Origin of the sequence: Nocardia aurantia (genome assembly GCF_009604425.1) — a bacterium.
Classification (GTDB): domain Bacteria; phylum Actinomycetota; class Actinomycetes; order Mycobacteriales; family Mycobacteriaceae; genus Nocardia; species Nocardia aurantia.
The window spans coordinates 773,662-799,333 of sequence record NZ_WEGI01000001.1; the positions used below are offsets into that span (position 1 = coordinate 773,662).

A 25,672-nucleotide genomic window follows, 5' to 3' on the forward strand; every position below is an offset into this window, starting at 1 on the left:
GCACACTTATGGCTGTGACGGCTCGAGTTGGGGCGGTACATCTCGGCTGGGATGTAGTGTCCGTGGCCGCAGGCGGCGGTGGCATACCGATCCGCCCGGTCCAGGTGGAAGGAACTTTTACCCCGCCGGCGTACCTGCTGGCGGATTCGACGGGACGCCTGCATACGGCCGGTACCGATGTGCAGCGTCCCGATCTGGGGATCGCCGTGTCCGATGTGCGAGACATCCTGGGGCATCTGCAGATTCGGATCGCCGGTGCGACCTGGCCCGCGGAACTGGTGTTCCGTGCTCGCCTGTACAACCCGCTGGCCGCGGTCGGCAAGCATCTGCGCGGCAAGCCGGACGTGATCGCGCTGCCGTTCCCGGACGACTGGCCGGACGGCAAGGTGGAGGAGTACTGCCGTCTGGTCGAACTGCTGGACGTGGAGACCGAGCCGCTGCCGGAGTCGGTGGCGCTGTCCGGATACATGCGGGCGCTGGGACTGGTGGAGGCACCGCAGCCGGGACGGGCGGGCATGGGCGCGACCGGTGTCTACTCCGACGGCCGGAGTTGCCTGGTGGTCGCGGTGCACGGCGACGACGAGCAGCCCACCGAATCGGTTGGCGTACCGATCTCGCTGGAGGCCACCCGCGACGCGCACGCCGCCGACAACGTGGTGATCGAGGTGATGGCCGCCGCCCGCGCGATGGGCGCCGACACCTCGACCGTGCTGCTGTCCGGAAACGCGTGCTTCAACGACGCGCTGCGACTGGCGTTCCAGAACCATCTCGGGCATCGGCTGCAAATCGCCGACCATCCGATGCACGCGCTCGTGCTCGGTGCGGCGCATCTGCTGGTCACCGACAGTGAGCGCTCCGACGCGTTTCCGCCGGCCGGGCCGCCCGGTGGATCCGGTTCACCCCGGACCGGCGGGGCCGCGCCGGCCACGACCACGCCCGCGAACCGGCCCGATCCGGGTGGCCGTCCCGCGGCCGGGGGCCAGGGTCCCGTCGCCGGTCCGGGCGCCTCCGATCCGGGCCGGCCTACGACCGCGCTCGCGAGTCCGGGCGCGATGGCGGCGATGCACGGGATGCCGATGGCCGCGTACGGGCCGCATGGGGGCGCCGGTTCCGCGCCGCGCGCGCATCGTGTGCCCGGGGCGGTACACGCAGGCGCGGGTGCCGCGCACGGCGGGATCGCGGCGGATCCGACGGTGATGCTGGACCGCGGTGGGATCCCCCGGACCGATCCGTCGGAGGTGACCCGGCGGATGTCGCCGGAGCCGCGACACGGCGCCGCGGGTGAGCCGCGGCCGGTCGGAGTCATCCGCACCGGAGGCGGCGGTAGGCACGCGTTGCGGGACTCCGACGGGGAGGCCGGTGCCGCGGCTCCGGCACCCGCGGAGCTACCGGCGAGCCGGTTCACCAGACCGCCCGCGCTCGTGCCGGACGAGCCACCGACGCAGCCCGATGAGCCGTCGGCGATGCAGCCCCGCGAGGGACGCGGTGAGTCGGCGACCGAGGAACCGGCCAAGGTGCGTGGAGAGTCTCTCGCGGTGACCGGTGAGCGGCCAGCTTCCGTGACCGGTGAGCGGCCAGCTTCCGCGACCGGTGAGCAAGCGGTTTTCGTGACCGGTGGGCGACCGGCTTTCGCGACCGGCGAGCTACCAGCATCCGCGACCGGTGAGCAGCGGTCCGCGGAGGTCGGTGGGCCTGCTTCGGGCGGTGAACAGTCGCCTTCCGGGATCGGTGAGCGGTCGCCCTCGGTCGCGGATGGCCAAGCGCCGCCGGTTGCGGGTGAGCAGTCGCCCGCTGTGGCCGGGGACCGATCGGCTTCGGCCATCGTCAAGCGGTCGCTTTCAGTAGTGGCAGAGCAGTTGTCCTCCGAGAACGGCGAGAAGTTGCCTTCGGTATGGGACGAGGCGCCGCCGTCGGCGTGGGGCGAACTGTCGGATGTCATGCCCGACGGGCTGTCGGCCGTCCTGCTGCCCGAGCGACCGGCCGGGCCGTCGGACGGAGCATCGGCCGTGACCACGGACGAGTCGAATTCGAATCGATCGCCGGCCGTGCCGTCGGATCGGTCGGCGGCCGAACCGGAGGTGACGCCGGGCGAAGCGGGCGAGTCCGTGCCGGATGCGGCCGCTCCCACGCGGAAGATGCCGCTGCCGGAGCTCGGCCCGGAGGATCCGGAGCAGCCCTGACCGGGCGATTGCGGGTGGCAGCACGCCGGCTGGTATCGTCACCTGCTGGCGTGCGGTACGTCGCGGTGTAGCACCGTGCCGTCCCACGGGTCCCCGGGTCTCAACCGGCCGCCGGGATTCTCGACCGCGCTCCCGGCCGGCAGTGAACCGACAGACAAGGGAAGTACTGTGCCTACGTACACCCCCAAGGGTGGTGACGTGACCCGTAAGTGGTACGTCATCGACGCCACTGACGTGGTGCTCGGCCGCCTTGCGGTGCAGGCCGCGAACATCCTGCGCGGCAAGAACAAGCCGACTTACGCTCCGAACTTCGACGGTGGCGATTTCGTCATCATCATCAATGCCGACAAGGTCGCCGTCTCCGGCAACAAGCGGCAGGACAAGCTCCTCTACACCCACTCGCAGTACCCGGGCGGTCTGAAGTCCCGGTCTGTCGGGCAGCTGCTGGAGACCCGTCCCGAGCGAGTCGTGGAGCGTGCCATCAAGGGCATGATCCCGAAGAACAAGCTGGGTAACCAGATCATCCGCAAGCTGAAGGTGTACGGCGGCGCGGCCCACCCGCACACGGCCCAGCAGCCCATTCCGTTCGAGATCAAGCAGGTGGCCCAGTGACCACTCCCGAGGAATTCAACGAGACCTTCGAGGGCGACGCCGCCGCCGAGGTCGTCGAAGAGGGCTACACCTACGAGGCCGAGGCCGACACCGAGGCCGAGGGCGACGCCCCCGCGTTCGCTCCGGGCCCGATCGTCATCGATCGCCCGGTGCAGACCGTCGGCCGTCGTAAAGAGGCCGTGGTCCGTGTCCGCCTGGTTCCGGGTTCCGGCCAGTTCCAGCTGAACGGCCGCACCCTCGAGAACTACTTCCCGAACAAGGTGCACCAGCAGCTGGTCAAGTCGCCGCTGGTCACCGTGGAGCGGGTCGAGGCCTTCGACGTGTTCGCCCGCCTGGTCGGCGGCGGCCCGTCCGGTCAGGCCGGCGCGCTGCGCCTGGCCATCGCCCGTGCGCTGATCGAGGTCACCCCGGAGGATCGCCCCGCCCTCAAGCGCGCCGGCTTCCTCACCCGTGACCCGCGTGCGACCGAGCGCAAGAAGTACGGCCTCAAGAAGGCCCGCAAGGCTCCGCAGTACTCGAAGCGCTGACCTTGCCGCTCGCGGCTGTCTCCATCCGGCGTCCGTGCGGCATCGGGTGGAGTACGGTCGTCACGGCACCTGTACGAGAGCAGGCCCCGGCACCGATATTGGTCGGTATCGCTGGGTGCCTGCTCTCGTGCTGTAACGACCTATAAGGCGAGGTAATGGGACGTTTGTTCGGGACCGACGGAGTCCGAGGACTGGCCAACGAGGGCCTGGGCCCGGAGCTGGCGCTGCACGTGGCCGCGGCGGCCGCGGAGGTGCTCGCGCGGGGCCGTCGGCGGGCCGTCGCGGTGGTCGGCCGCGATCCGCGGGCCAGCGGCGAGATGCTGGAGGCGGCGGTGACCGCGGGCCTGACCGCCGCGGGTGTGGACGTGTTGTCGGTCGGTGTGCTGCCGACTCCCGCGGTCGCCTATCTGACCGCGGTGTACGACGCCTGTCTGGGCGTGATGATCTCGGCATCGCACAATCCGATGCCGGACAACGGGATCAAGATCTTCGCGGCGGGCGGGCACAAGCTCGACGACGCGGTGGAGGACCGCATCGAGGAACTGGTGCGCCGGCGTGAGTTCATCCGCCCCACCGGCGCCGGGATCGGCCGGGTGCTGAGCCAGTCCGGCGCCGACGGCCACGTCGACGATCACTACAGCCTGGCCGGCACGCACGAACGGTATGTGGAGCACCTGATCGAGGCCACCGGCCGCGACCTGAGCGGGCTCAGTGTGGTCGTGGACTGCGCGCACGGCGCGGCCTCCGACGTCGGGCCCGCCGCCTATCGCGAGGCGGGGGCGCGGGTGGTCGCCATCAACGCGGAGCCGAACGGGCTCAACATCAACGACCGCTGCGGGTCGACGCATCTGGACCAGGTTCAGCAAGCGGTCCGCGACCACGGCGCCGATCTGGGGCTCGCGCACGACGGTGACGCCGACCGCTGCCTGGCGGTGGACGCTGCCGGCGAGATCATCGACGGCGACGCGATCATGGCGATCCTGGCGCTGGCCATGCACGAGACCGGTGCGCTGGCGCACGACACCCTGGTCGCGACCGTGATGAGCAATCTGGGCCTGCACATCGCGATGCGGTCGGCCGGAATCACGGTGCGCACCACCGCGGTCGGCGACCGCTACGTGCTGGAGGAGTTGCGCCGGGGCGGGTTCGCCCTCGGCGGCGAACAGTCGGGGCACGTGGTGTTCCCGGCGTTCGGCACCACCGGCGACGGCGTGCTCACCGGTCTGAAGCTGATGGCCCGCATGGCGCAGACAGGCCGCGGTATCGCGGAACTGGCGAGCGTCGTGCAGACCGTGCCACAGGTGCTGGTGAACGTGCCGGTCGCGGACAAGGCCGTGGTCGCGGTCGCGCCGGATCTGCTGGAGGCGGTCGCCGAGGCCGAGCGGACGCTCGGTGACACCGGCCGAGTCCTGTTGCGCCCCAGCGGAACCGAGGACCTGATCCGGGTGATGGTGGAGGCCACCGACCACGATCGGGCCCGTACGCTGGCCGACGATCTGGCGAAACGGGTCGCGGCACTCTGAGTCGCGCCGGCGGGCGACGCACTTGTGAACGTCCCCTTTTCAGCTGATGGCCCGGGGAGTCACAGCTGGATCGGGGGCGGGTTCGGTGTTCGCGACGTATGGTGGACTCGAAATATCAAGCGACAGCGCCGGCCCCGGACGCGGAGCCGGATCTCGCAAACACGGTTTCCGTGAGGGGGAACTACAGTGGATTCGCTGAAGCTCGATCCGGCGGCACTGGCCGCTTACACATCCATCGCGGATTCCGTGTCGCAGCAGCTGTCGTCGGCCGCGGCCGTGGCCGCCGGCGCAGTGGATCCGCAGCGGCTCGCGGGTGAATTGGGCGTCGTGGGTGGTGAATTCGCCACCCGGTTCGCCGCCGCGGTGGCGGAGCACGCCCAGGCGCTGTCGACGGCGGGACAACTGGTCGCCACCTACGGCCAGGTGTTGCGCGGGTACGACGGCGCGGTCCGGCAGCGGGACGAGGAGACGGCCGCGGCCGTCGCGCAGGCCGGGGAGGTGCTCGCGTGACCAGGACGGCTCCCACGAGTGGCGTGGGTTATACCGATCTCGATTTCGATCCGCCGATCGTGGCGCGGCTGGTGCAGCCGTTGCTGGCGTTGCGCGCCTCGCTCGGCAACGGCACCGGCGTGCCCGATCAGGCCACCGTCACGGCGTTGTCGCGCGCGAGCTCCGAGGCCGCGGGCACCGAGGCGCCGCACCGCGACGGTATCCACGCGCTGGAGTCGTCGTGGAGCTCGAACGCCGCCGACGCGGCGGTTCCGGCGCTGCGGACCACCCAGACCCAGATCGGCGACATCTCCGACCGTGGCCCGGCCTATCTGGCCGTGCTGACCGCCGCGCACACCACCAGCGCACGCGCCGCGGGCCAGGTCGACAAGATCATCGCCGACTTCCGCCGCGACGCGCGCACCATCCTGGACAGCGCGCACTCGGCCCCGGACACCGATGCGGTGATCACCCGCGCCACGCAGGCGCTGCGCGATGCCATCACCACGGTGCAGTCGGCGCAGACCGAGATGGACGGGCACACCCGCGCACTCGACGCGATGGGCCCGCTGACGGTGACCAACCCGACCACCAGCACCGTCGGTTATCAGTACGGCGGTTCCGGGCCCGGTAATCAGTACGGTGGTTCGAGCCCGAGCTACCAGTCGAGCCCGAGTTATCAGTACGGCGGTCCCGACCCCTCGTACGGATCCAACGGGTCGAATTCGTATCAGTACGGCCAGAATTCGGTGGTGCCGGCGCAGTACTACAACGGGCCGCCGATGGATCCGGCGCAGGCCGCGCAGTTGCAGTTGCAGCAGCAGCTGATCTCGGCGGGCGTGCAGGTGGGCACCGCCGCGATCAGCGCCGGGGTCGACATCGGCACCCATCTGATCGACAAGATCGCCGAGGTCGGTTCGCACGCCATGGATGTGGTCGCGGGCGAGGTCGACAAGGCGCTACCCGAGCTGATCCATCCGGGCAGCACCACCAACGGCGCCGCCACCGGCAATTCGGGAACCACCAACGGCGGCAACGGCAAGCCGATCATCGACTTCGGTGGTGGTGCGCCGTCGACGTCGGTGACGCCGCCCTCGACGGGGCAGAGCCCGTTGTCCGGCCCGGCCACCGGCGGCGTCGAAGCGGACGATCCGCCGGCGTCGAGCGGTGGCTCGAATTCGACAGCGGCGCAACCGGAACCGAGGGTGTCGAGCCCCGGACCGGCGCGGTCGGCCGCGCCCGAATCGGCTCCCGCGCCCGGCCCGACCGGTGGTGTCGCGATGCCGCCGCCCGCGAGCGGTGGCGATCAGGACCACAAGTCGCGTGACGGTCAGCTCGGTGTGACCACCCCGGCCGAGGCGGTGATGGTCCCGGCCGCCGTCATCGGTGATTTCGGCGACGACGCGATCTGATGACCCGGCCCGATGACGAGCCCGGTGACGGGGACGAGCCCGCCGAGGAGGCGGGCAACCCGTTCGACCTCGGTCTGCCGATGGTGCGGATGCCCGCCCGCCGTCCACCTCGACGGCGGCGCGGTGGGCGTCGGCTGCCCCGGCGACAGCGCCCCGATATCGTCGAGCCCGAGCGGGTCACTCCCGCGGACATCCTCCGTACCCACGATGCGGAGCATCGCCCCGGTTCGGTCTCGATCCGGCCGCACGAGGGCGGCTGGGATCCGACGGATGCCGATGTGCCGTACGAGGTTTCGCCGGCACCCGGCGGCAGTGCGACGCCCGAGCCCGTCGCCGGATCGGAAACGGATGCCCCCGAACCGGCGTTCGTGCCAGATAGGTGGCCGGGGGATGCCCGGCACGGTGAATCGTTCGACCGTTCGACCGAGGCACCGCACGAGCACGCGGGACAGTATTCGGTAGCCGGACGTCCGGCCGCCTTGTCCACGAACGGGTCCGAATCGTGGCACGAGGATCCGGCGGCCGACGCGGTGAGTCGGAGCGTGGGTGACGGTTCCGGCCAAGATGATCCGGTCGCGGGGCGCTCGGCCGGGCCGGCTGCCGACGGGCACAGTTCGTGGCACGGGGATCCGGTGGGCCGGAGCGTGGCGGACAGGTTCGGCGCTGTGGACTCGGAAACCGGTTCGGTGCGAGCGGATTCGGCCGCCGAGGGTTCGGTCGTCGGTCCGGACGAGTCTCTCGACGGGCGGTACGGGGATTCGACAAGCGATCCGGTGAGCCGGGACATGACCGACGCGCAGGCTGATCGTTACTCGGATGATACGGCCGCGCCGCAGTATCCGGCGGATGACGACTCTTCCCCGGAGTCGGTGAACGGGTTTTCCGGTCACCGGTACGGCGAGGCTGTCGGTGTGGGTCCGGACGACGGGACCGAGTATCCGGAACATGCTTCAGCGCAGGGGTATTCGATCGAAGATTCGGACAGCGGGCGCGGCGATGCGGCCGGCTGGGCGGGGCACGAGTTTCCGGATTCCGGGTACGAGGGATATTCCGACGTGACGTCCGATGCGTCGCCGAACGGTGATCGGCCGCACGGGTGGGCCGCCGAGTATCCGGCCGAAGACGACTATGGCTCGCCGGCAACGGAAGACGCGGCAGAGGCGTGGCCGGGGCCCGAATTCGTGGACGGCGGTCCGCAACACAATTATCCGCTGACCGAGCCCGGGCAGGGCTATACGGCGGACTCGCAGCACGGTTATCCCGAGAACGACTCCCGGCGTGGTTATCTCCCGGAGCAGGTGCACGGGTACTCCCGAGCGGAGTCCGGCGAATGGGCGGAGTCCGCGGACGACGAGGACGACGAGCGGTCCGGGGAATGGGAGCAGTGGCTGGATGTGAGTGTGCCGCGGGCGGAACCGCGTCAGCTCGCGGCGCATGTGCCGGTCCGCGGGTACGAGAGCGACGAGTACGAGGATGAGGACCATGTCGTGGCGCCCTCGCTCGTCGATCGGTCCGGGGGGAATGCCGGTGTGCGACTGCGGCATCCGCGTCGCGCCGACCGTAACAGCGAACGCAGCAGCGGTGACAAGCCGATGGCGATGCTGATCATGCTCGGACTCGCGATCGTCGTGGTGGCGGTGCTGCTCACCGTCATCCACACCGCCCGGAACCGCACGCCGAGCACGGTCACCGCGCCCTCGGCGCGAGTGCCGGTCGTCGCGGGCACCGGCGCCGCCGGCACGTCCACCGCCGCCGCGCCGGCGGGGGCGATCGCGGCCGAGGGATGCGAGCAGCGGCACAGCGCCGACGTGACCTCCGGCACCGACCCGGGCGGCACCGGCAGCGGGCCGGATGCCATCTTCGCGTTCGAACGCGCCTACTACGTGCAGCGATCCGGTTTCGCGGCGCGAGCGGTCGTCGCCGACGACGCCGGCGTGCCACCGGCCGACCAGATCCAGCGCGGTATCGATCAGATGCCGAGCGGCACCCGCTACTGCGTGCAGATCACCCGGGCCGGCGATGCCGCCGACACAGGTCAGTGGGAGGTGCGGCTCACCCAGCAGAAGCCGGGCGAGCAACCGCGTACCTTCACCCAGATCATCACCACCCGGACCGCCGGTGCGCGCACCCTGATCACCACGATCGCCGGGGCTTGACCGGTCAGTGCGATTCGGTGAGCCGCCCTCGCTCGAGATGCCAGCGGCGGGTGGCCCGGACATTGTCGAGCATGCGGCGGTCGTGCGTAACCAAGAGCAGTGTGCCGTCGAAGGATTCGACGGCCTGCTCCAGTTGCTCGATCGCGGGCAGATCGAGGTGGTTGGTGGGCTCGTCCAGCACCAGCAGATTCACGCCCTTCGCCTGCAACAGCGCCAGTGCGGCGCGGGTACGTTCGCCGGGGGAGAGGGTGTCGTCGGGCCGTTGCACGTGCTGGCCGCGCAGACCGAATTTGGCGAGCAGGGTGCGCACATCGGCCTCGTTCCAGTCGGGGATCTGCGCGCCGAAGGTGTCCACCAGGGTGGCGTTGCCGCGGAACAGGTTGCGAGCCTGATCCACCTCGCCGATCGCGACACCCGAACCGAGCGTGGCGGTTCCGGTGTCGGGGCGGAGTTTTCCCAGCAGCAGCGCCAGCAGGGTGGATTTCCCCGAGCCGTTCGCGCCGGTCAGCACGATCCGGTCGCCCCAATCGACCTGTGCCGAAACGGGTCCCAGGGTGAATTCGCCGCGGGTGACCGTCGCCGCGGACACCGTCGCCACCACCGAGCCGCTGCGTGGCGCGGCCGCGATCGCCATCCGCAGCTCCCATTCCTTGCGTGGTTCCTCCACGGCGTCGAGCCGCTCGATGCGGCGCTGGGTCTGGCGGACCTTCGACGCCTGCTTCTCCGTCGACTCCTGCCGCATCTTGCGACCGGCCTTGTCGGAGTCCACCTTTCGCGGATCCTTGGTCTTGCGGCGGGCGTTGCGCACACCGTGTTCGAGCCAGTTGCGCTGCATCGTCTGCCGGGCCTCCAGACCGGCCCGGGTGTCCGCGTAATCCTCGTACGCCTCACGCGCGTGCCGCCGGGAGATCTCCCGTTCGGCCAGGTACGACTCGTAACCACCGTCGTAGACGCCGACCTGCTGCTGTGCGAGATCCAGTTCCACGATGCGATTCACGGTGCGCGCCAAGAATTCCCGATCGTGGCTGATCACCATGAGGGGCACCCGCACCGCGATGACGAACTGCTCCAGGCGGGCCAGCCCGTCCAGATCGAGATCGTTGGTCGGCTCGTCCAGCAGCAGAATGTCGAAGCGGGACAACAACACCGACGCCAGCCCGGCGCGGGCGGCCTGACCACCGGACAGTGCCGTCATCGCCGTGTCCAGGCCGTCGGGCAACCGGTCGGTCAGGCCCAGATCGGCGGCCACCTCCTCGGCGCGCTGTTCCAGGTCGGCGCCGCCGAGGGCGAGCCAGCGTTCCAGCGCGGGGGAGTACTCGTCGTCGCCGCCCTCGCCGAGCCGCTCGGCCGCGGCATCCATCACCTGCTGCGCGGTCGCGACCCCGGTACGGCGGGCCAGGAATTGCAGCACCGTCTCCCCGGCGATCCGCTCCGGCTCCTGCGCGAGATAGCCGACTGTGGCATCCGGCGGGCTGAGGGTGATCTGCCCGGTCCGCGGATCGTGCTCGGCCAGCATGCGCAGCAGCGTCGACTTGCCCGCGCCGTTCACGCCGACCAGCCCGATCACGTCGCCGGGAGCCAGCACCAGATCGAGGTCGCTGAACAGGGTTCGCTCACCGTGCCCGGCGGCCAGACCGTGTGCGTGCAGTGTCGTGCTCACCAGAAGAGTCTGGCGGGTGACCACCGCTCGGCTGCGGGCGGGCCACGGGGATGTCACGATAGGGACCGACATCTCGCCGTACCCACCGTGAGAGGGACCCATGATCACCTCGGAGGATCTGCCAGGTCTGGACCTGTCGAGCGTCGACGCCCACTCCGACCTCGGCGGTCTCGGCGCGATGGAACTGCACCACCCGGACCGGGATCTCGGCGGCCCGGCCGACACGGAAACCGTGCACGGCGACCATTCCCTCGACATCTGGACCGACCTCGACCACGACGGCCAGGCCGACCACGTCACCATCGTCGACACCGACGGTGACTATTCGGCCTGGGAGTTCCACCACCACGCGGACGGCACCACGGAATGGGTGCGCACCGATCGCGGCCACCTCGGCGACCCCGGACCGGCGAACCGGAGCCGGTGAACATCGCCGTGAGCCAGAGGCGGAGCGGGATCTGACCAGCGCTCGGCGCACGCGCTTCCCGGCCCGACCGGTGTTCGTTCGTGGGAGAGAGCGATGATCCGGGATCGGGCACTGCTCGCGCGGGACGGCTCCGGATCGGTCCCGCGCCACGGCCGAAGCTGTGTCGTATTTCCGGCACCCGCCGGCAGCACCGTGATCCGGGCCGGTCGGAATGTGAGTGCGCGAGTCACACGGCCGGTACCTCGCCTCCCGGGTGGGTCCGGGCCGCTCGGCCCGGCTCTGCTCGGATCACGAGTATTCATCCCACGTGGCACGGCCGACGGCGGCACGATGGGCGTCGACCGGTCCGGAGCCGGGTGGAACCGAGAGCCTGTCGAGTGCGTCGAAACGAGTACGTGGACGGACGCAGGGCTCGGGTGTGATGGCCGTCGAACTGCACCGAACCGAGACGGAGGTGGCGATGAACGGCGGGGATGAACTTCGCGTCGACCCGACGGGATTGCGGCAGATGGCCGATCGGGTGCGACTGTCCGGCGAGGCACTCGGTCGGTGCGCGGATCCGCTGGGCGACAGTGGATTCGGTACCGGGGTCGCGGCCGGCCGCGACTATGCGGAGCAGGGGGTAGCCCTGCACGCAGGCGTGGAGCGGGTCGCCGAGCGACTGCGGCAGTGGGGTGCGGCATCCGTTGCGATGGCGACCGCGATGCACGACGCCGCTGTCGCGTATGCGGCCACCGAGCAGAGCAATGCGCAGGGCGTCGCCGGCGCCGGCGACCACTGACGAGCATCGGACTTGGGAGGGCGCGATGCCGAATCCTCATCGGGACCCGGGAACCCAGGGCAGTGTCGATGACATCCTGGACTACGGGTCGTACGGGCTGCGATATTTCCTCGGCTTCTACCCGGAGTATTGCCGAGCCTTCGGGCCGATATTTGAAATCGGTTCCAGCACAGACGGTTTTGTGCGCGGATACGACCGGGAACGTGGTATGGACCTGGCGAAGCTCACCGGTCTCCAGCAGAACCTGACCACAGTGCTGTCCGGTGCGAGTGAGCAGTGGGATGCGCAGCGGCAGCTGTCGGCCGGATTGCCCAGCGTGTGGAGCGGTGGCCGAGCGGCGGAGTTGGTGTCCACCGATTGGTCGGATCGGCTCCGTGCCGCCGAGGCGGATCTACGGCACGCGCAACAGGCAGCGTCGGCGATCGGGGCCGCCGTGACGGCGCTGCGCTCGGCGGTCTACGGCAAGGCGAGCGCCGCCCTCGAACTGCTCGAACACGGCGAGCCGACTGTCGGTGGGAAGACCCCCGAAGATGTGCACCGGCTGGTCGACGAGTACCTGGCTCGGCAGTCGAATTCCGTTGGGCACGAGGCGGATTGGCTGGAAGCGACATTCCGGCCGGATGTCGAGAACAAGACGCGGATCTTCACCGAACTCTGTCGGCGGACCGGCAGCGTCATCGGACAGCACTTCGAGCTGGTGGCACAGGCCCTGAACGATCTGCCCGAGTCCCGCGCGCCTTTCGGCACCACCGCCGACCATCCCGATGCCGCTCGTTCACCTCGCGCGGACCGCCGGGCGGACCTTCGGCCCGACGCCTTCCAGGCCCCGGACATCGCGAGCGGGCTGGCCGCTCTGGGGCAGGTGGCGAACGCCGCCGAACCGCTGCTGTCCGACCTCGGTGCGACGATCGGACAGCAGGTCGCGGAACTGCCCGGCCTGGTCCGGCAGGGAGTCGACCAGGCCACCGCCGCGTTGAACCAGTTCCTGGGACCGCATCCGATGCCCGACGGCAGTGTCACGGCCACAACGGAATTCGACCTCGCGGGGCGTCACCTCGAAGTGGGCGTCGCCGGCGGCGCACTGCGCGTGGATCTCACCGACGGTGACGATCACAAGACCTACACCGTCACGCTGGACGACCACGGCAATCCGGTGATCACCACCGAAGACGACACTGTCGGCGCGCCGGCTCCGCCACCCGAAATTCCCTCCGAGACGGATCAGCCCACCTCCGGCGACCCGAAACCGCAGGCGGACAACAATGCTCCGGAAGAGGACAGCACCGGGCAACCTGGTCCGCAGCCGCAGCCGCAGCCGCAGCCGCAGCCGCAGCCGCAGCCGCAGCCGCAGCCGCAGCCGCAGCCGCAGCCGCAGCCGCAGCCGGTTTTGCCTCCCGCCGAGAGCAATCCGCCGACGAGCGTGAGCCCTTTCGACAGTGGCGCCGATCTGTCGGAAGCCGGGCCCCTCTGAGCACTCGACCGCGAGAGAATCGTTCCCATGGACTATGCGGCCGAGATAGAACGCCACGCGGCCGAACACGCTCACCGGATGAGCCTGCTGCGCGACGAGTTGGACGAGATCAAGCATCGGACCGTGGCGAACGACCGAGCCGCCGCCCAGCGGGCCGAAACTGCCCGTCGGGGTGCTTTGGACGCTTCGGCCGCAGCGTCACACCCGGCCGACCCGAATTCACCGGCGCAGTCGGACTCTCGTGTCGCCCCGCGTCCTCGTCCCGGACCCGACCGCGAATCCAGGACGCCACAGCCGGAACCGGATTCGTTGCCGCTGACCGTGCCTGCTGCCGAGGCACCCGTCGACCAGGAAGCATATCGGTCCGCCGCAGTCGAACAGCTCGCGCAGGGAAGCCGGTCTGCCCTCGAACTGTCCACGAACGAGAATCGGCCTGTCGGGGAACCGTCCTCGGTTTCCGAGCGGCACAGCGCCCGCGACCCACACGCGAATCCGCTTGTCGCAGCGGATCGGTCGCGCCCGGCGCCGCACCCGTCGACAGCGGCGGCGGACGCGGAAATCGAACAGGCCAGGCGCCGGGCCGAACTCCGCGCCGCAGTCGCCCGATCGGCGGCCACGCGCCGGGCCAACGAAGTGGTGGAGCCGTCCGATCCGGAGGAGCCGTACTACCGCCCCCGCTGGACCTGACTATTTGCGCAGCAACTGCACCAACTCCACGACCTGGCGCCCCGACAGCCGCCGGCTCTCGTCCTCGATCGCCTCGATCTCGGCCTCGGCGGGGGCCGGGTCCACGGTGCTCGTATGCGGCAGTTTCGCCTCCGGGTCGGCGAACGCCTCGTAGGCCTTGTCGCCGAGCAGTTGATAGGTCAGGTAGCCGACCAGCAGCGCGCGGGTGATGCGCTCGGTTCGCGGCTCGTGTTTGCCCGCGCCGAGGGTCGCGAGGATGCGGCGGCCCGCGACCATGCCGTTGTGCGAGGCGTTGTCGACCGTGCGCAGCACCACCGGTCCGGCCCAGGCGCGGGCCAGCGGGATCGCGTTGCCGTTCACCGAGGCGATGTCGGACTCGCCGGCCACGATCAGCGCGGGCGTGTCGATACCTTCGGCGAGTGGTTCGGCCGCCGGCGCGGTGGGCGCCGGGTAGAGCGCCGCGACGGCCCCGACCGGCCGTTGCGCGGCGGCGATCACCGCCGCGCCCGCGCCCATGCCGTGCCCGGCGAGCGCTACTCGTTCCGGATGCACGGTCACCTGCCCGTCGCCCAGCCGCACCCCGGTGCAGATGTCGAGCGTGGTGAGCAGATCGCCGGCCAGGTTCAGATGTGAGGGCACCGGGCCGCGTTCGGAGTCGGGCGCGGCGGCGACGAAACCCCACGAGGCCAGATGCCGCAGCAGCCGCACGTAACTGCCCGCCCCGCTCAACCATCCGTGCCCGAAGGCCACGGCGGGCAGGTCGGTGCCCCGCTCGGGCGTGAAGACCACGCCGGGCTGCCCCGCGACGGCCAGATTGCCGGCGCGCACCCGGTGCGGTCCGGGGCTCGTCAGGTGGTTCAGGAGCGATTTCACAGACGCCGACACATCCGAAACCTTACCGGCCGGTCAGCGCGAAGCGTCGCCGTCGGACACGGCAATCGAACGCCGCTCCCAGTAGGGTGGTCAACCATGTGCGGAATCGTTGGATACGTCGGGTATCGGGACGCGCTCGGCGTCGTCGTTGACGCGCTGCGCCGCATGGAGTACCGCGGATACGACTCCGCCGGTGTCGCGATTCTGGACGGCGCGGGGTCCATCAGCGTCGAGCGCCGGGCCGGTCGGCTGGCGAATCTGGAGGCCGAACTGGCCGAGGCGGGTACGGCGTTCGCGGGCACCACCGGTATGGGCCACACCCGCTGGGCCACCCACGGCGCGCCGACCGACCGCAACGCGCACCCGCACCGGGACACCACCGGGAAGGTGGCGGTGGTGCACAACGGCATCATCGAGAATTTCGTCCCGCTGCGCCGTGAGCTCGAGGACGCCGGTGTGGAGTTGAGCAGCGACACCGACACCGAGGTCACGGTGCACCTGGTGTCGCGCGCCTACGAATCGGGCCCGACCGCCGGTGATTTCGTCGGCAGCGCGCTGACCGTGCTGCGGCGGCTCGAGGGCGCGTTCACGCTGGTCTTCACGCATGCCGATCATCCGGGCACGATCGTGGCGGCCCGCCGCTCCACCCCGCTGGTGGTGGGTGTCGGCAAGAACGAGATGTTCATCGCCTCGGACGTCACCGCGTTCATCGAGCACACCCGCGAGGCCGTGGAACTGGGCCAGGACCAGGCGGTGGTGATCACCGCCGACGGCTATACGGTCACCGACTTCCACGGTGGCGCCGACGTGCCGACCCGGCCGTTCACGATCGACTGGGATCTGGCCGCCGCCGAGAAGGGCGGCCACGACTACTTCATGCTGAAGGAGATCGAGGAGCAGCCGGTCGGTGTCGCCGACACCCTGATCGGGCATTTCGCCGGCGGCCGGATCGTGCTGGACGAGCAGCGGCTCGCGGACCAGGAGCTACGCGAGTTCGACAAGGTGTTCGTGGTCGCCTGCGGCAGTTCGTATCACGCGGGCCTGCTGGCCAAGTACGCGATCGAGCACTGGACCCGGCTGCCGGTCGAGGTGGAGCTCGCCAGCGAATTCCGGTACCGCGATCCGGTGCTGGATCGGTCCACGCTGGTGGTGGCGATCTCGCAGTCCGGCGAGACCGCCGACACTCTGGAGGCGGTGCGGCACGCCAAGGAGCAGAAGGCCCGGGTCCTGGCGATCTGCAATACGAATGGCGCCCAGATCCCCCGCGAGTCCGATGCGGTGCTCTACACCCGCACCGGCCCCGAGATCGGGGTGGCCTCGACGAAGGCGTTCCTGGCTCAGATCACCGCCAACTACCTGGTCGGCCTGGCGCTGGCGCAGGCGCGCGGCACCAAGTACCCGGACGAGGTGGCCCGCGAGTTCGGCGAGCTGGAGGCGATGCCTCGGCTGGTCGAACGGGTGCTGGCGTCGGCGGAGAATGTGCGGGCCATCGCGCGGCAGTTCGCGCACGAGCGGACGGTGTTGTTCCTCGGCCGGCACGTCGGTTATCCGGTGGCGCTGGAGGGTGCGCTGAAGCTCAAGGAGCTGGCGTACATGCATGCCGAGGGTTTCGCGGCCGGCGAGTTGAAGCACGGTCCGATCGCGCTGATCGAGGATGGGCTGCCGGTGATCGTGGTGATGCCGTCGCCGAAGGGCCGGGCGGTGCTGCACTCGAAGTTGCTGTCGAACATCCGGGAGATCCAGGCGCGCGGCGCTCGCACGATCGTGATCGCGGAGGAGGGTGACGACACCGTGCGCCCCTTCGCCGATCATCTGATCGAGATCCCGGTCGCGCCGACCCTCTATCAGCCGCTGTTGTCGACCGTGCCGCTGCAGATCTTCGCGGCCGAGGTGGCTCAGGCCCGCGGATACGACATCGACAAGCCGCGCAACCTGGCCAAGTCCGTCACGGTCGAATAGGCAGGCAGCGGGCCACCGCGTCCCTTCCGGACAGCCGTGTGAGATGTCTCGCAGTGACCGGCCGCCCATCCCGATGCGCGAAACGGACAGCGGTAGTAGGTTGAGGACAGCACACGCCATCGGGCGGGGGCCGTTCATCGGCGTCCCGGTTGGCGTGCTATTGTTCCCAGGTTGTCTCGGCGAGGGTGAGGCACAGACAGTGTCCTCACCGTGATCGACGTGGCTCGGCTATCCGGTCGTCCCATCGGTCCTTCGTCGGACGAGTAGACCCTTTGCCAGGGCAGACCCTGGCCAGCAGCAGACCGCCCGGATAGCCGTAGGAGTAGATCTAGTCATGTCCGACGCCAGCCTTCTCGAAGCCACCGTACGCACCGAGTTCGGTAAGGGTGCCGCCCGCCGCACTCGTCGTGACGGCAACGTCCCCGCCGTGCTGTACGGCCATGGCGAAGCCCCCAAGCATCTGTCGCTGAACGCGCAGGCGTTCGCCGCGATCCTGCGTGAGCACGGCACCAACGCCGTGCTGAACCTCGAGATCGACGGCACCAAGCAGCTCGCCCTCACCAAGTCGGTGGTCGTGCACCCGATCCGCCGCTACATCGAGCACGCCGACCTGCTGATCGTCCGCCGGGGCGAGAAGGTCGCCGCCGATGTGAACGTCATCCTGACCGGTGAGGCCGCCGCGGGCACCCTGATCACCCAGGAGGCCACCACCATCAGCGTCGAGGTCGATGCGCTGAACATCCCGACCGCGCTGGAGGTCTCGATCGAGGGTATCGAGGCCGGCACCCAGATCACCGCCGGTCAGATCCCGCTGCCGAAGGGCGTCGTGCTCGCCGGTGACGCGGAGGCGCTGATCGTCAACATCATCGCGTCGCCGACCGCCGAGGCGATGGAGGCCGAGGGTGGCGAGGCTCCGGCCGCCGCCGAGCCGGCCGAGAGCGAAGCCGAGTAATTCCGGCACACAGCTGTTTCGATGACCGAATCCGCGGCGCCCGGGCCGGCGCTCGTGGTCGGCCTGGGTAATCCCGGGTCCGAGTACGAGCGCACCCGGCACAATGTCGGTTTCATGGTCGCCGACGTGCTCGCCGGGCGCGTCGGCGGTCGTTTCACCGTGCACAAGAAGTCGGGCGCCGACCTGGTCGAGGCCCGGCTGGACGGGCGCAAAGTGCTGCTGGCCAAGCCGCGCTCGTTCATGAACGTGTCCGGGCGCCCGGTGGCGGCGCTGGCCAAATTCTTCTCGGTGCCACCGACCGAGGTGATCGTGGTGCACGACGAGCTGGATCTGCCGTTCGGCACCATCCGGCTCAAGCGCGGTGGCGGCGAGGGCGGGCACAACGGATTGCGGTCCGTGTCCAGCGCGCTCACCACCAAGGACTATCTGCGAGTGCGATTCGGCATCGGCCGCCCGCCCGGCCGGCAGGATCCGGCCGATTTCGTCCTGAAGCCGTTCGCCACCGTCGAACGCAAGGATCTGCCGGTCTTCGTCGAGGAGGCCGCCGACGCCGTCGAACTGCTCCTGCGTGCCGGGCTCGAACCCGCGCAGAACCAATTGCACTGAGCGTCAGCGCGAAAACGTGAACCGGGTCTGGGTGTAGGGATTCTTCCCGAACGCCAGCACCTTTCGCGGTGCGACGGCGAACACCAGTCCGGTCCGGTTCCCGCCGTCGCGGAAGGCATCGTCACCCACCTCGAAATCCCAGTCCAGCTCCGATTTCCACAGCCGGGCCAGCTGCGTGAGGGTGTCCCGGTCGGTGATTCGCACGGCCTCGCCCTCCACCACCACATCCAGTCCCGCCCGCAGCGTGTTGGTGCCGGTGGTCAGCACGCAGCGCGGATCCGCCGCCAGATTGCGCGCCTTCTGCTCCTGGTCGCCGGTGCAGATGTGCAGCCGGTCGCGATGCCAGATCGCCGGGATGGGCGTCACGTGCGGCCGGCCGTCGGCGCGCACGGTGGACAACCAGAACATCTCCGATCCGGCCAGGACGTCCCGCACCGCCGACCACGGCGGTGGCGCCGAATCGGGTTCGCTGAAACGGGCGTCGAAACTCGCGATCGGTTCCGCTGCGAGCGCTGATTCACCTGCGGGCATGGATGCCGCCTTCCTGTCCGGGACGGGCCGTCGCTGATAGGACGATGCCGAGGGCGCCGACTCATCGGTGCGGAAGAAAATCAGCGGCCCGCCGCTACCGCCGCGACTTCGTCCGTGAAGCGGTCCAGGTCTTCGAAGGTCACGAAGCAGTGCGGCGAGGCACGGATCACCGAATCGAGTCCGCGGGCCGACATGTCGAGCAGGGTCGAGCCGCGGTGGCTGACGGTGACAGTGATGTTCCGTTCGAGCAACCGGTCGCGGACGTCCACGGGCGCTATGCCGTCGACGGTGAAAGAGACTATGCCGGAACGTGTCTCACCCAGGTCGCGTACAGTCACGCCGCGAATCCCCGGGAGGGCGACGCGCAGGTGCGCGGCGCGGTCGGCGATCGCGGAGTAGACCAGGTCGGGGCCCAGATCCAGCAGGTAACGGACCGCGGCGCCGAAACCCAGCCGAGCCGCCACATCGTGCTCCCAGAATTCGAACCGGCTCGCGTCGGGAGCGAGCAGATATTCGTCCGGCTCGACCCACTGCGCGCTGTGCAGGTCCAGGCGTCCGGGCTCCATGGTCGCGGCCAGATCGGGCCGGACATAGAGGAATCCGGTGCCGCGCGGTCCGCGCAGCCATTTCCGGCCGGTGGCCGACAGTGCGTCGACCTCGAGCGCGGCGACATCGATCGGGAGCTGACCGGTCGACTGGCAGGCGTCCAGGAGCACCAGCGCGCCCACGCCGTGCGCGAGCCGGGACACCTCGGTGACCGGATTGATCAGCCCGCCGTTGGTCGGAACATGGACCAGCGACACCAGTTTCACGCGTTCGTCCAGCATGCCGGCGAGCGCCTCGACGTCGAGGCGGCCGTCGGCGGCCGCCGGGATCGCCTCCACCACCGCGCCGGTCGCGCGGGCGCGCTGCAGGGCGGCGATGGCGTTGCTGGCATAGTCCGACTGCGACAACAGGATTCGATCACCCGCCGCGAGCGGCACCGAATAGAAGAAGTCGGACCAGGCCCGGGAAGCGCTGTCGCTCAGCGCGATACTCGCCGGTTCGGCGTTGATCAGCGTCGCGACGGCGGTTTTCACCGCTGCCAGATCGTCGAGTCGTTCGCTCGCCGCGCGATAGCCGCCGATCTCGGCCTCCCGCCGCAGATGCTCGATCGCGGTGTCGAGCACGACCTGCGGTGGTAGCGACGAACCGGCGCTGTCGAGGAACACCGGCGTGGGCCGGGAGGCGTCGGCGTAGGCGGGGATGTCGGCGCGCAGCCGCTGCGGATCGAGCACCTCATCGACAATAGGAGACCGCGGAGCACCCGTGCGGTCGCGGATCAGGTGTCGCAGCTCTCGAGCACGGCGCGGATCAGGCGGGCCGAGCGCGCGGCCATCTCCTCCGGCGAGCAGGGACGATCCCGGTCCAGCCACCACACGACCGACTGCACGAACATCCCGGCCAGCACGGTCGGCACCAGCTCGTCGGCGGTGTGGCCGGGGAAGTGCCCGGTGGTCATGTCGGCCAGCGCGGACCGCATGCGGTCGGCGAACCACGGACTTCCCTTGCGGCCCAGCAGCGCTCGATACAACCGGTGGTAGGTGTCGACGTGCCGGAAGAAGCCGGCCCAGCGTTCGCCGGGAGTCCGGTCGTTGGTGTGCTCGCCGATCATCTCGGCCATCGCCTCGTCGAAGATCTGCTCGACCAGCGCGTATTTGTCCCGGTAGTTGCGGTAGAAGGCGGCGCGGCTGACCATCGCGCGGGTCGTCAGGTCGCCGACGGTGACGCGTTCGAAGCCGCGTTCCTCGATCAGGTCCACCAGGGCCTCGCGCAGCAGGGCGCGGGTGCGGCGGACCCGGACGTTCGGCATCGGAACCGGTTGTGAGCGAGACATTTTCGCCTCCTCGTCTCGTTCGGGACAGTCGGGCCGATCCGGCCCTTGTCCGGCCCGTGGTCACCGATCGACACTGAACGGGCCGTTCTCGATGAGACAAGTTGTCTCATTCCATGCAGTCTGTCAAATTTCGAGGGAGGAGTGTGCCGATGCGTGCTGTGCTGGTATGGCGGTTCGGCGGCCCGGAGGTGCTGACGGTGGCCGAGGTCCCCGATCCGGCACCCGGCCCGGGTCAGGTGCTGGTGGCGGTGCGGCTGGCCGGGGTCGGCTTCGGGGACACCATCGTGCGGTCCGGCCGGTACCCGTTCCCGTTGCCGTGGATTCCGGGGGTCGAGGTGGCCGGGCGGGTGGCGGCGGTGGGTGCCGGCGTCGGCGCGGAACTGCTGGGCCGCATCGTGGTCGCGACGACGGCCGGGCAGTCCGGCGGGTACGCCGAGCTGGCCGTGGCGCCCGCCGCCTACACCTTCCCGGTGCCGGACGGGCTGGATCTCGCGGTGGCGCTCACCGTGTTCCAGGCCGGCGCGGTGGCCCGCGGGTTGCTGAGCACGATGCGCCTCGACCGGTCCGACACCGTGCTGATCACGGCGGCGGCGGGGCGGATCGGGTCGCTGCTGGTGCAGTCGGCGAAGGCCGTGGGGGCGACCGTTCTCGCCGCGGCGAGCGGCGGAAAGCTCACGGCGGCAACCGGGTTCGGGGCCGACGCGGTGGTCGACTACACCGCCGGTGGCTGGACCGATCGAGCCCGGGAGCTCACCGGCGGTCGCGGGGTGGACCTGCTCCTCGACGGCGTCGGCGGGGAGGTGGCGGAGGCCGCGTTCACGCTCGTGGCCGACTGCGGGCGGATCGGGCTGTACGGGTTCGCGTCCGGACGATGGCCTGTGGTGGATCTGGCGACGCTGCGACTGGGACAGCGCGGTCTCACCCTGACGGGCCCACTGGGCGTGGTGTTCCGCACATCGGAGGCCCGGCAACGCGCCGACGCCGAGCAGGCGCTCGCCGCGGCCGCCCGCTCCGGTCTGGTTCCCCGCATCCACGCGACGCTGCCGCTGACCAGGGCGGCCGAGGCCCATCGGGCGTTGGGGGACCGCCGGACCGTCGGCGCGATCGTGCTCTCCACGTGACCGGTGTGTGACCGGACAGTAATAGCGACGACACGTCAAGGTCACGGATCGGACAGATTTTTTGTCAGAGGGCGCGGTTAGCCTGGTTGGACACGTATGACGGAGAGTCCGGATGGAAGAAGCTCGCCTTCCGGTCCGTTACACGCGACACAGCTCGATACGCAGCGCAGCACCAGGAAGACGGGCTGTTGCCGCCGGTTCGGCGGCCACAGAGCGGAGGTTGGCGATGGCAGTGACAGCGGTACAGCAGGCGGCCGAGACCGGTACGGATATCTCCTCTCGCGCCGCGGCCGAGGCGTATGTGGGCGGAGTGTGCTTCAAACAGGGCCCACCGACACTGGTCGGCGCCGAACTCGAGTGGCTCACCGCCGTCGGTGATCCGTCGGCGCCGAGGCCGCAGCCCGCGCTGCTGGCCACCGCCCTGGGGCAGTACGCCCCCACCTCCATCGCTCCGCAATCACCCGCTCTTCCACTGCCCGGGGGCAGTCGCGTCACCGTCGAGCCAGGCGGACAGGTCGAACTGTCCAGCGCTCCGTACGCCGATCCGGTCGAACTCTGCGACCGGCTCCACACCGACACCCGGATGCTGCGAGACCTTCTCGAACCCCATTCCGTCCGCATGTACGCCGTCGCCGCCGACGCGGTGCGCAAGCCGCAGCGGGTGCTGCGGTTGCCGCGCTACGCCGCCATGGAGAACACCTTCGGCCGGCTGGGACCGTTCGGCGCGCTCATGATGTGCAATACCGCGGCCGCGCAGGTCAGTGTCGACGCCGGCACCGACCCGGCCGAGATCGCCGCCCGCTGGAACGCGCTGTACGCGATCGGCCCGGCGCTGGTGGCCGCCTTCGCCTGCTCCCCGTCCCTCAGCGGCGCACCGGAGGGCCCCTGGGCCTCGCAGCGAATGCGCGCCTGGCTGCGGCTCGACAACGCGCGAGTGCGGGCGCCGGGCTCGCACTGGGCCGAACCGGCCGCCGAATACGCCCGCTGGGCCCTCGACGTGCCGCTGTTGTGCGTGCGCGGCGCCGAGAGCCCCGAGTGTGATTGGGCGGCACCGCCCGGCGCCACCTTCGCCGATTGGCTGTGCGGCGCGCTGGACGACGAGATCGGCCGCCGCCCCCGCCGCGAGGACCTCGATTATCACCTCACCACGTTGTTCCCCCTGGTCCGCGCCTCCGGTCATCTGGAGGTGCGCTACCTCGATGCCCAGCCGGGCGACGGCTGGACCGTCCCGGTGCACGCGATCACCGCGCTGCTGACCGATCCCGCGACGGTGGCCGAGGCCGGCCTCGTCGCCGCGGCGACCGTCGACCGCTGGGTCGAGTCGGCCCGGGTGGGGCTGGCCGATCCGGAGATCCGCTCGGCCGCGGTCGAACTGCTGACTCTGGCCGCCGACACCGCCACCGCACCCACCGCCCGCGCCGAATTGCATGCCGCCGCGCGCCGCTGCTCCCACCGCCGCACTCCGACCGGCGACCGGGTGCCGTCGGGAAGCTGGGCATGAGCGCTGCCGGACCGGCGGCGAGGCAGTGTCACCACACCGGTCCTGTCTTCGTGCGCGCACCGCGCGGCGTGAATGCCGCGCCCGCCGGCTCAATTCATCACGGATACGGAGTTCTTTCATGACTGTTCGATTCACGGGGAGCGACCGGGCCGAGACCGAGCGGTTGCGCGGCGAGATCGCCGAGGTGCTGACCCGCGCGCGGGCCCGCACCGCGGGCCTGACCGACTGCCTCGACGAGGCGGATCTCGTCGCGCAGCATTCGCGGCTGATGAGCCCGCTGGTATGGGACCTGGCCCATATCGGCAATCAGGAAGAGCTGTGGCTGGTGCGGGATGTGGGCTCCCGGCAACCGGTGCGCGGCGATATCGACCACCTGTACGACGCTTTCCGGCACCCGCGTGCCGATCGGCCCGCACTGCCGCTGCTGGACCCCGCCGAGGCCCGCGGTTATGTCGCGAGCGTCCGCGACAAGGTGTGGGATGTGCTGTCGGACAGCCCGTTACAGGGTTCCCCGCTCGTCACCGACGGGTTCGCCTTCGGGATGATCGCGCAGCACGAGCAACAACACGACGAGACCATGCTCGCGACGCATCAGCTGCGGACCGGGGACGCGGTGCTGACCGCGCCACCGGCACCGTCGGCGGCGGTGCCGATCTCGGGTGAGGTCGTCGTTCCCGCAGGCGAATTCGAGATGGGCACCTCGACCGATCCCTGGGCATTGGACAACGAGCGCCCGGCGCATCCGGTGCCGGTGTCCGCCTTCGCGATCGACGTCGCGCCCGTCACCAATGCGCAGTACCAGGAATTCATCGCCGACGGCGGCTACCGGCGCCGGGAGCTGTGGTCCGAGCGCGGCTGGGCGCACCGCACCGAGTCCGGGCTGGAGGCGCCGGAGTTCTGGCAGCTCGACAGCGACAACCGTTGGTGGCGAAGGGTTTTCGGCACGATGACGCCGGTCCGGCCGAATCAGCCGGTGGTGCACGTGTGCTGGTTCGAGGCCGAGGCCTACGCCACCTGGGCGGGTAAGCGGCTGCCCACCGAGGCCGAATGGGAGAAGGCCGCCCGCTTCGATCCCGCCACCGGCCGCTCGCGCCGCTACCCGTGGGGCGACGAGGCCCCCGACGAGTCCCGCGCGAATCTCGGTCAGCGCCACCTGGAGCCGGCCGATGTCGGCGCTTATCCGGCCGGCGCGTCCGCGCTCGGGGTGCATCAGCTGATCGGCGACGTCTGGGAGTGGACATCCTCCGGCTTCCACGACTATCCGGGCTTCGCGGCCTTCCCGTACCGTGAGTACTCCGAGGTCTTCTTCGGCGGCGACTACCGGATCCTGCGCGGCGGCTCGTTCGGCGCGGACCCGGTCGCCGTCCGCAGCACCTTCCGCAACTGGGACCATCCCATCCGTCGCCAGATCTTCGCCGGGTTCCGTCTGGCTCGCGACCTGCGAGCGGACGAACGCTGATGTGCCGGCACCTCGGCTACCTCGGACCCCCGGCCGCGGTCGGCTCCCAGCTCACCCGCGGCCCGCACTCGCTCTACACCCAATCCTGGCAGCCCCGGGACATGCGCGGCGGCGGCACCGTCAACGCCGACGGTTTCGGCGTGGCGTGGTGGGTATCGCCCAGCGCTCCGGCCCAGGCTTCGGCCACCGAGGGTTCCCCCGCGGGCGAGCGGGTGGCGAGCCGCTACCGCAACGCCGCGCCGATCTGGGCCGATCCCGCCGTGGACGAGGTACTGCCGCAACTGCATTCGACGGCGGTGCTGGCCGCGGTGCGATCGGCGACGGTCGGCATGCCGGTCGAGCGGGCCGCCTGCGCACCCTTCACCAGTGGTCGCTGGGCATTCAGCCACAACGGGAGAGTCGCGGACTGGCAGCGGGTGCTCACCGAGGTGGCCGCCGAATTCGGTTCGCCCGCATTGCTCGAAGCCGAGGCCCGCACGGATTCCGCCGCGCTGTGGGTGATCCTGCGAGCGCTGCTCGAAACCGGCTCTGCGGCAGTCGAATCGGCGACATCGGCTGCCGTGGGCGCGGCGCCCGAAGTACGGTACGCCGCCGCCGATTCGTCCACCGGACCTCGGGAGGGAACCGGCCGTGAGCCGGGCGGATCGCACCGCGGCGCGTCGGGAGTGACCGTGTCCGGGGACACCACCACCTCGTGGAGTTGGTCGGTTTCGCACAGCGTGCACAGCGTGACCACCCGGCATTCGGCCGCGGCCGGCGAGCCGGCCGCGGCCGGGCCTGCCGCCCCGGGCCACGAAACAGACACTCGCCCGGACGATCTCGCGGCGGGTTCCGCTGTCATCGCGGGCACCGATCCGGCGGAGGCGCTG

At 70.2% G+C, this 25,672-nt stretch carries 21 protein-coding genes and 1 pseudogene; 17 read left to right on the top strand and 5 right to left on the bottom strand.

Annotated elements, in window-relative coordinates:
• Positions 1 to 14: 14 nt before the first annotated feature.
• The 7 genes from NRB56_RS38660 to NRB56_RS03130 all read left to right on the top strand — a co-directional run bounded on the left by NRB56_RS38660 (position 15) and on the right by NRB56_RS03130 (position 8,899).
• On the top strand, positions 15 to 2,180 hold the full coding sequence (locus tag NRB56_RS38660; protein WP_227837080.1) for a hypothetical protein: 2,166 nt from the start codon (positions 15 to 17) through the stop codon (positions 2,178 to 2,180).
• A 168-nt stretch (positions 2,181 to 2,348) separates the two neighbouring features.
• A complete protein-coding gene (gene rplM, locus NRB56_RS03105) occupies positions 2,349 to 2,792 on the top strand; it encodes a 50S ribosomal protein L13 (protein ID WP_319942468.1) in 444 nt (147 codons plus the stop codon).
• Positions 2,789 to 3,319, top strand: a complete 531-nt coding sequence (gene rpsI, locus NRB56_RS03110; protein WP_319942469.1) for a 30S ribosomal protein S9 — start codon at positions 2,789 to 2,791, stop codon at positions 3,317 to 3,319. Before rplM ends, rpsI begins: the two co-directional genes overlap by 4 nt.
• A gap of 155 nt (positions 3,320 to 3,474) precedes the next feature.
• The gene (gene glmM / locus NRB56_RS03115) at positions 3,475 to 4,842 is read left to right on the top strand and encodes a phosphoglucosamine mutase (protein ID WP_153338889.1); all 1,368 of its coding nucleotides are present in this window, start codon (positions 3,475 to 3,477) and stop codon (positions 4,840 to 4,842) included.
• 186 nt (positions 4,843 to 5,028) lie between these two features.
• Positions 5,029 to 5,352, top strand: a complete 324-nt coding sequence (locus tag NRB56_RS03120) for a hypothetical protein (RefSeq protein WP_319942470.1) — start codon at positions 5,029 to 5,031, stop codon at positions 5,350 to 5,352.
• Positions 5,349 to 6,743, top strand: a complete 1,395-nt coding sequence (locus NRB56_RS03125) for a hypothetical protein (protein WP_319942471.1) — start codon at positions 5,349 to 5,351, stop codon at positions 6,741 to 6,743. The genes NRB56_RS03120 and NRB56_RS03125 overlap by 4 nt, the downstream gene beginning before the upstream one ends.
• Entirely contained in the window at positions 6,743 to 8,899 is a 2,157-nt protein-coding gene (locus tag NRB56_RS03130) for a hypothetical protein (protein ID WP_153338890.1), read from the top strand. The genes NRB56_RS03125 and NRB56_RS03130 overlap by 1 nt, the downstream gene beginning before the upstream one ends.
• A gap of 4 nt (positions 8,900 to 8,903) precedes the next feature.
• On the opposite strand, the gene NRB56_RS03135 is transcribed toward NRB56_RS03130, so the two are convergent.
• Positions 8,904 to 10,559, bottom strand: coding sequence for an ABC-F family ATP-binding cassette domain-containing protein (locus NRB56_RS03135; RefSeq protein ID WP_319942472.1), 1,656 nt, complete (start codon positions 10,557 to 10,559; stop codon positions 8,904 to 8,906).
• A gap of 100 nt (positions 10,560 to 10,659) precedes the next feature.
• On the opposite strand from NRB56_RS03135, the gene NRB56_RS03140 reads away from it, so the two are divergent.
• From NRB56_RS03140 to NRB56_RS03150, 3 genes are all read left to right on the top strand, one after another.
• Positions 10,660 to 10,986 carry a DUF6802 family protein gene (locus tag NRB56_RS03140; RefSeq protein ID WP_153338891.1) on the top strand — a complete coding sequence of 109 codons (327 nt, stop codon included), beginning with the start codon at positions 10,660 to 10,662 and terminating at the stop codon, positions 10,984 to 10,986.
• A gap of 460 nt (positions 10,987 to 11,446) precedes the next feature.
• Complete coding sequence (locus NRB56_RS03145; RefSeq protein WP_153338892.1) at positions 11,447 to 11,767, top strand: hypothetical protein; 321 nt, start codon at positions 11,447 to 11,449, stop codon at positions 11,765 to 11,767.
• 25 nt (positions 11,768 to 11,792) lie between these two features.
• On the top strand, positions 11,793 to 13,238 hold the full coding sequence (locus tag NRB56_RS03150) for a hypothetical protein (RefSeq protein ID WP_153338893.1): 1,446 nt from the start codon (positions 11,793 to 11,795) through the stop codon (positions 13,236 to 13,238).
• Between the two features lie 687 nt (positions 13,239 to 13,925).
• Here NRB56_RS03150 and NRB56_RS03155 read toward each other — a convergent pair.
• Positions 13,926 to 14,810 (bottom strand): alpha/beta hydrolase, encoded by an 885-nt coding sequence (locus tag NRB56_RS03155; protein ID WP_319942473.1) that lies wholly within the window; start codon positions 14,808 to 14,810, stop codon positions 13,926 to 13,928.
• An 84-nt stretch (positions 14,811 to 14,894) separates the two neighbouring features.
• On the opposite strand from NRB56_RS03155, the gene glmS reads away from it, so the two are divergent.
• From glmS to pth, 3 genes are all read left to right on the top strand, one after another.
• The gene (glmS, locus tag NRB56_RS03160; protein WP_153338894.1) at positions 14,895 to 16,757 is read left to right on the top strand and encodes a glutamine--fructose-6-phosphate transaminase (isomerizing); all 1,863 of its coding nucleotides are present in this window, start codon (positions 14,895 to 14,897) and stop codon (positions 16,755 to 16,757) included.
• A gap of 334 nt (positions 16,758 to 17,091) precedes the next feature.
• A complete protein-coding gene (locus NRB56_RS03165) occupies positions 17,092 to 17,709 on the top strand; it encodes a 50S ribosomal protein L25/general stress protein Ctc (protein ID WP_153338895.1) in 618 nt (205 codons plus the stop codon).
• Between the two features lie 21 nt (positions 17,710 to 17,730).
• Entirely contained in the window at positions 17,731 to 18,315 is a 585-nt protein-coding gene (pth, locus tag NRB56_RS03170; RefSeq protein WP_153338896.1) for an aminoacyl-tRNA hydrolase, read from the top strand.
• A gap of 3 nt (positions 18,316 to 18,318) precedes the next feature.
• On the opposite strand, the gene NRB56_RS03175 is transcribed toward pth, so the two are convergent.
• From NRB56_RS03175 to NRB56_RS03185, 3 genes are all read right to left on the bottom strand, one after another.
• Positions 18,319 to 18,846, bottom strand: a complete 528-nt coding sequence (locus tag NRB56_RS03175) for a pyridoxamine 5'-phosphate oxidase family protein (protein WP_153338897.1) — start codon at positions 18,844 to 18,846, stop codon at positions 18,319 to 18,321.
• Between the two features lie 80 nt (positions 18,847 to 18,926).
• Complete coding sequence (locus NRB56_RS03180) at positions 18,927 to 20,123, bottom strand: aminotransferase class V-fold PLP-dependent enzyme (protein ID WP_319942474.1); 1,197 nt, start codon at positions 20,121 to 20,123, stop codon at positions 18,927 to 18,929.
• Between the two features lie 44 nt (positions 20,124 to 20,167).
• Positions 20,168 to 20,722, bottom strand: a complete 555-nt coding sequence (locus tag NRB56_RS03185; protein WP_153338898.1) for a TetR/AcrR family transcriptional regulator — start codon at positions 20,720 to 20,722, stop codon at positions 20,168 to 20,170.
• Between the two features lie 149 nt (positions 20,723 to 20,871).
• Between NRB56_RS03185 and NRB56_RS03190 the strand changes: the two genes are divergently transcribed.
• The 4 genes and pseudogenes from NRB56_RS03190 to NRB56_RS40400 all read left to right on the top strand — a co-directional run.
• Positions 20,872 to 21,843: a zinc-binding dehydrogenase gene (locus NRB56_RS03190; RefSeq protein ID WP_153338899.1), complete on the top strand. Its 972-nt coding sequence runs from the start codon at positions 20,872 to 20,874 to the stop codon at positions 21,841 to 21,843.
• A 226-nt stretch (positions 21,844 to 22,069) separates the two neighbouring features.
• The gene (gene egtA, locus NRB56_RS03195) at positions 22,070 to 23,344 is read left to right on the top strand and encodes an ergothioneine biosynthesis glutamate--cysteine ligase EgtA (RefSeq protein WP_153338900.1); all 1,275 of its coding nucleotides are present in this window, start codon (positions 22,070 to 22,072) and stop codon (positions 23,342 to 23,344) included.
• A gap of 118 nt (positions 23,345 to 23,462) precedes the next feature.
• Positions 23,463 to 24,803, top strand: a complete 1,341-nt coding sequence (gene egtB / locus NRB56_RS03200) for an ergothioneine biosynthesis protein EgtB (RefSeq protein ID WP_153338901.1) — start codon at positions 23,463 to 23,465, stop codon at positions 24,801 to 24,803.
• A pseudogene (locus NRB56_RS40400) lies at positions 24,803 to 25,381 on the top strand (class II glutamine amidotransferase); the annotation flags it as partial. The gene egtB and the pseudogene NRB56_RS40400, both read left to right, overlap by 1 nt.
• Positions 25,382 to 25,672: the final 291 nt, after the last annotated feature.

Bases quoted from the DNA above. Each gene is read 5' to 3' on its own strand.
- pth (WP_153338896.1), top strand. From the start codon at position 17,731: ATGACCGAATCCGCGGCGCCCGGGCCGGCGCTCGTGGTCGGCCTGGGT.
- egtB (WP_153338901.1), top strand. From the start codon at position 23,463: ATGACTGTTCGATTCACGGGGAGCGACCGGGCCGAGACCGAGCGGTTG.
- NRB56_RS03150 (WP_153338893.1), top strand. From the start codon at position 11,793: ATGCCGAATCCTCATCGGGACCCGGGAACCCAGGGCAGTGTCGATGAC.
- egtA (WP_153338900.1), top strand. From the start codon at position 22,070: ATGGCAGTGACAGCGGTACAGCAGGCGGCCGAGACCGGTACGGATATC.
- NRB56_RS03190 (WP_153338899.1), top strand. From the start codon at position 20,872: ATGCGTGCTGTGCTGGTATGGCGGTTCGGCGGCCCGGAGGTGCTGACG.
- NRB56_RS03140 (WP_153338891.1), top strand. From the start codon at position 10,660: ATGATCACCTCGGAGGATCTGCCAGGTCTGGACCTGTCGAGCGTCGAC.
- glmS (WP_153338894.1), top strand. From the start codon at position 14,895: ATGTGCGGAATCGTTGGATACGTCGGGTATCGGGACGCGCTCGGCGTC.
- NRB56_RS03175 (WP_153338897.1), bottom strand. From the start codon at position 18,846: ATGCCCGCAGGTGAATCAGCGCTCGCAGCGGAACCGATCGCGAGTTTC.
- NRB56_RS03145 (WP_153338892.1), top strand. From the start codon at position 11,447: ATGAACGGCGGGGATGAACTTCGCGTCGACCCGACGGGATTGCGGCAG.
- glmM (WP_153338889.1), top strand. From the start codon at position 3,475: ATGGGACGTTTGTTCGGGACCGACGGAGTCCGAGGACTGGCCAACGAG.
- NRB56_RS03185 (WP_153338898.1), bottom strand. From the start codon at position 20,722: ATGTCTCGCTCACAACCGGTTCCGATGCCGAACGTCCGGGTCCGCCGC.
- NRB56_RS03165 (WP_153338895.1), top strand. From the start codon at position 17,092: ATGTCCGACGCCAGCCTTCTCGAAGCCACCGTACGCACCGAGTTCGGT.
- NRB56_RS03130 (WP_153338890.1), top strand. From the start codon at position 6,743: ATGACCCGGCCCGATGACGAGCCCGGTGACGGGGACGAGCCCGCCGAG.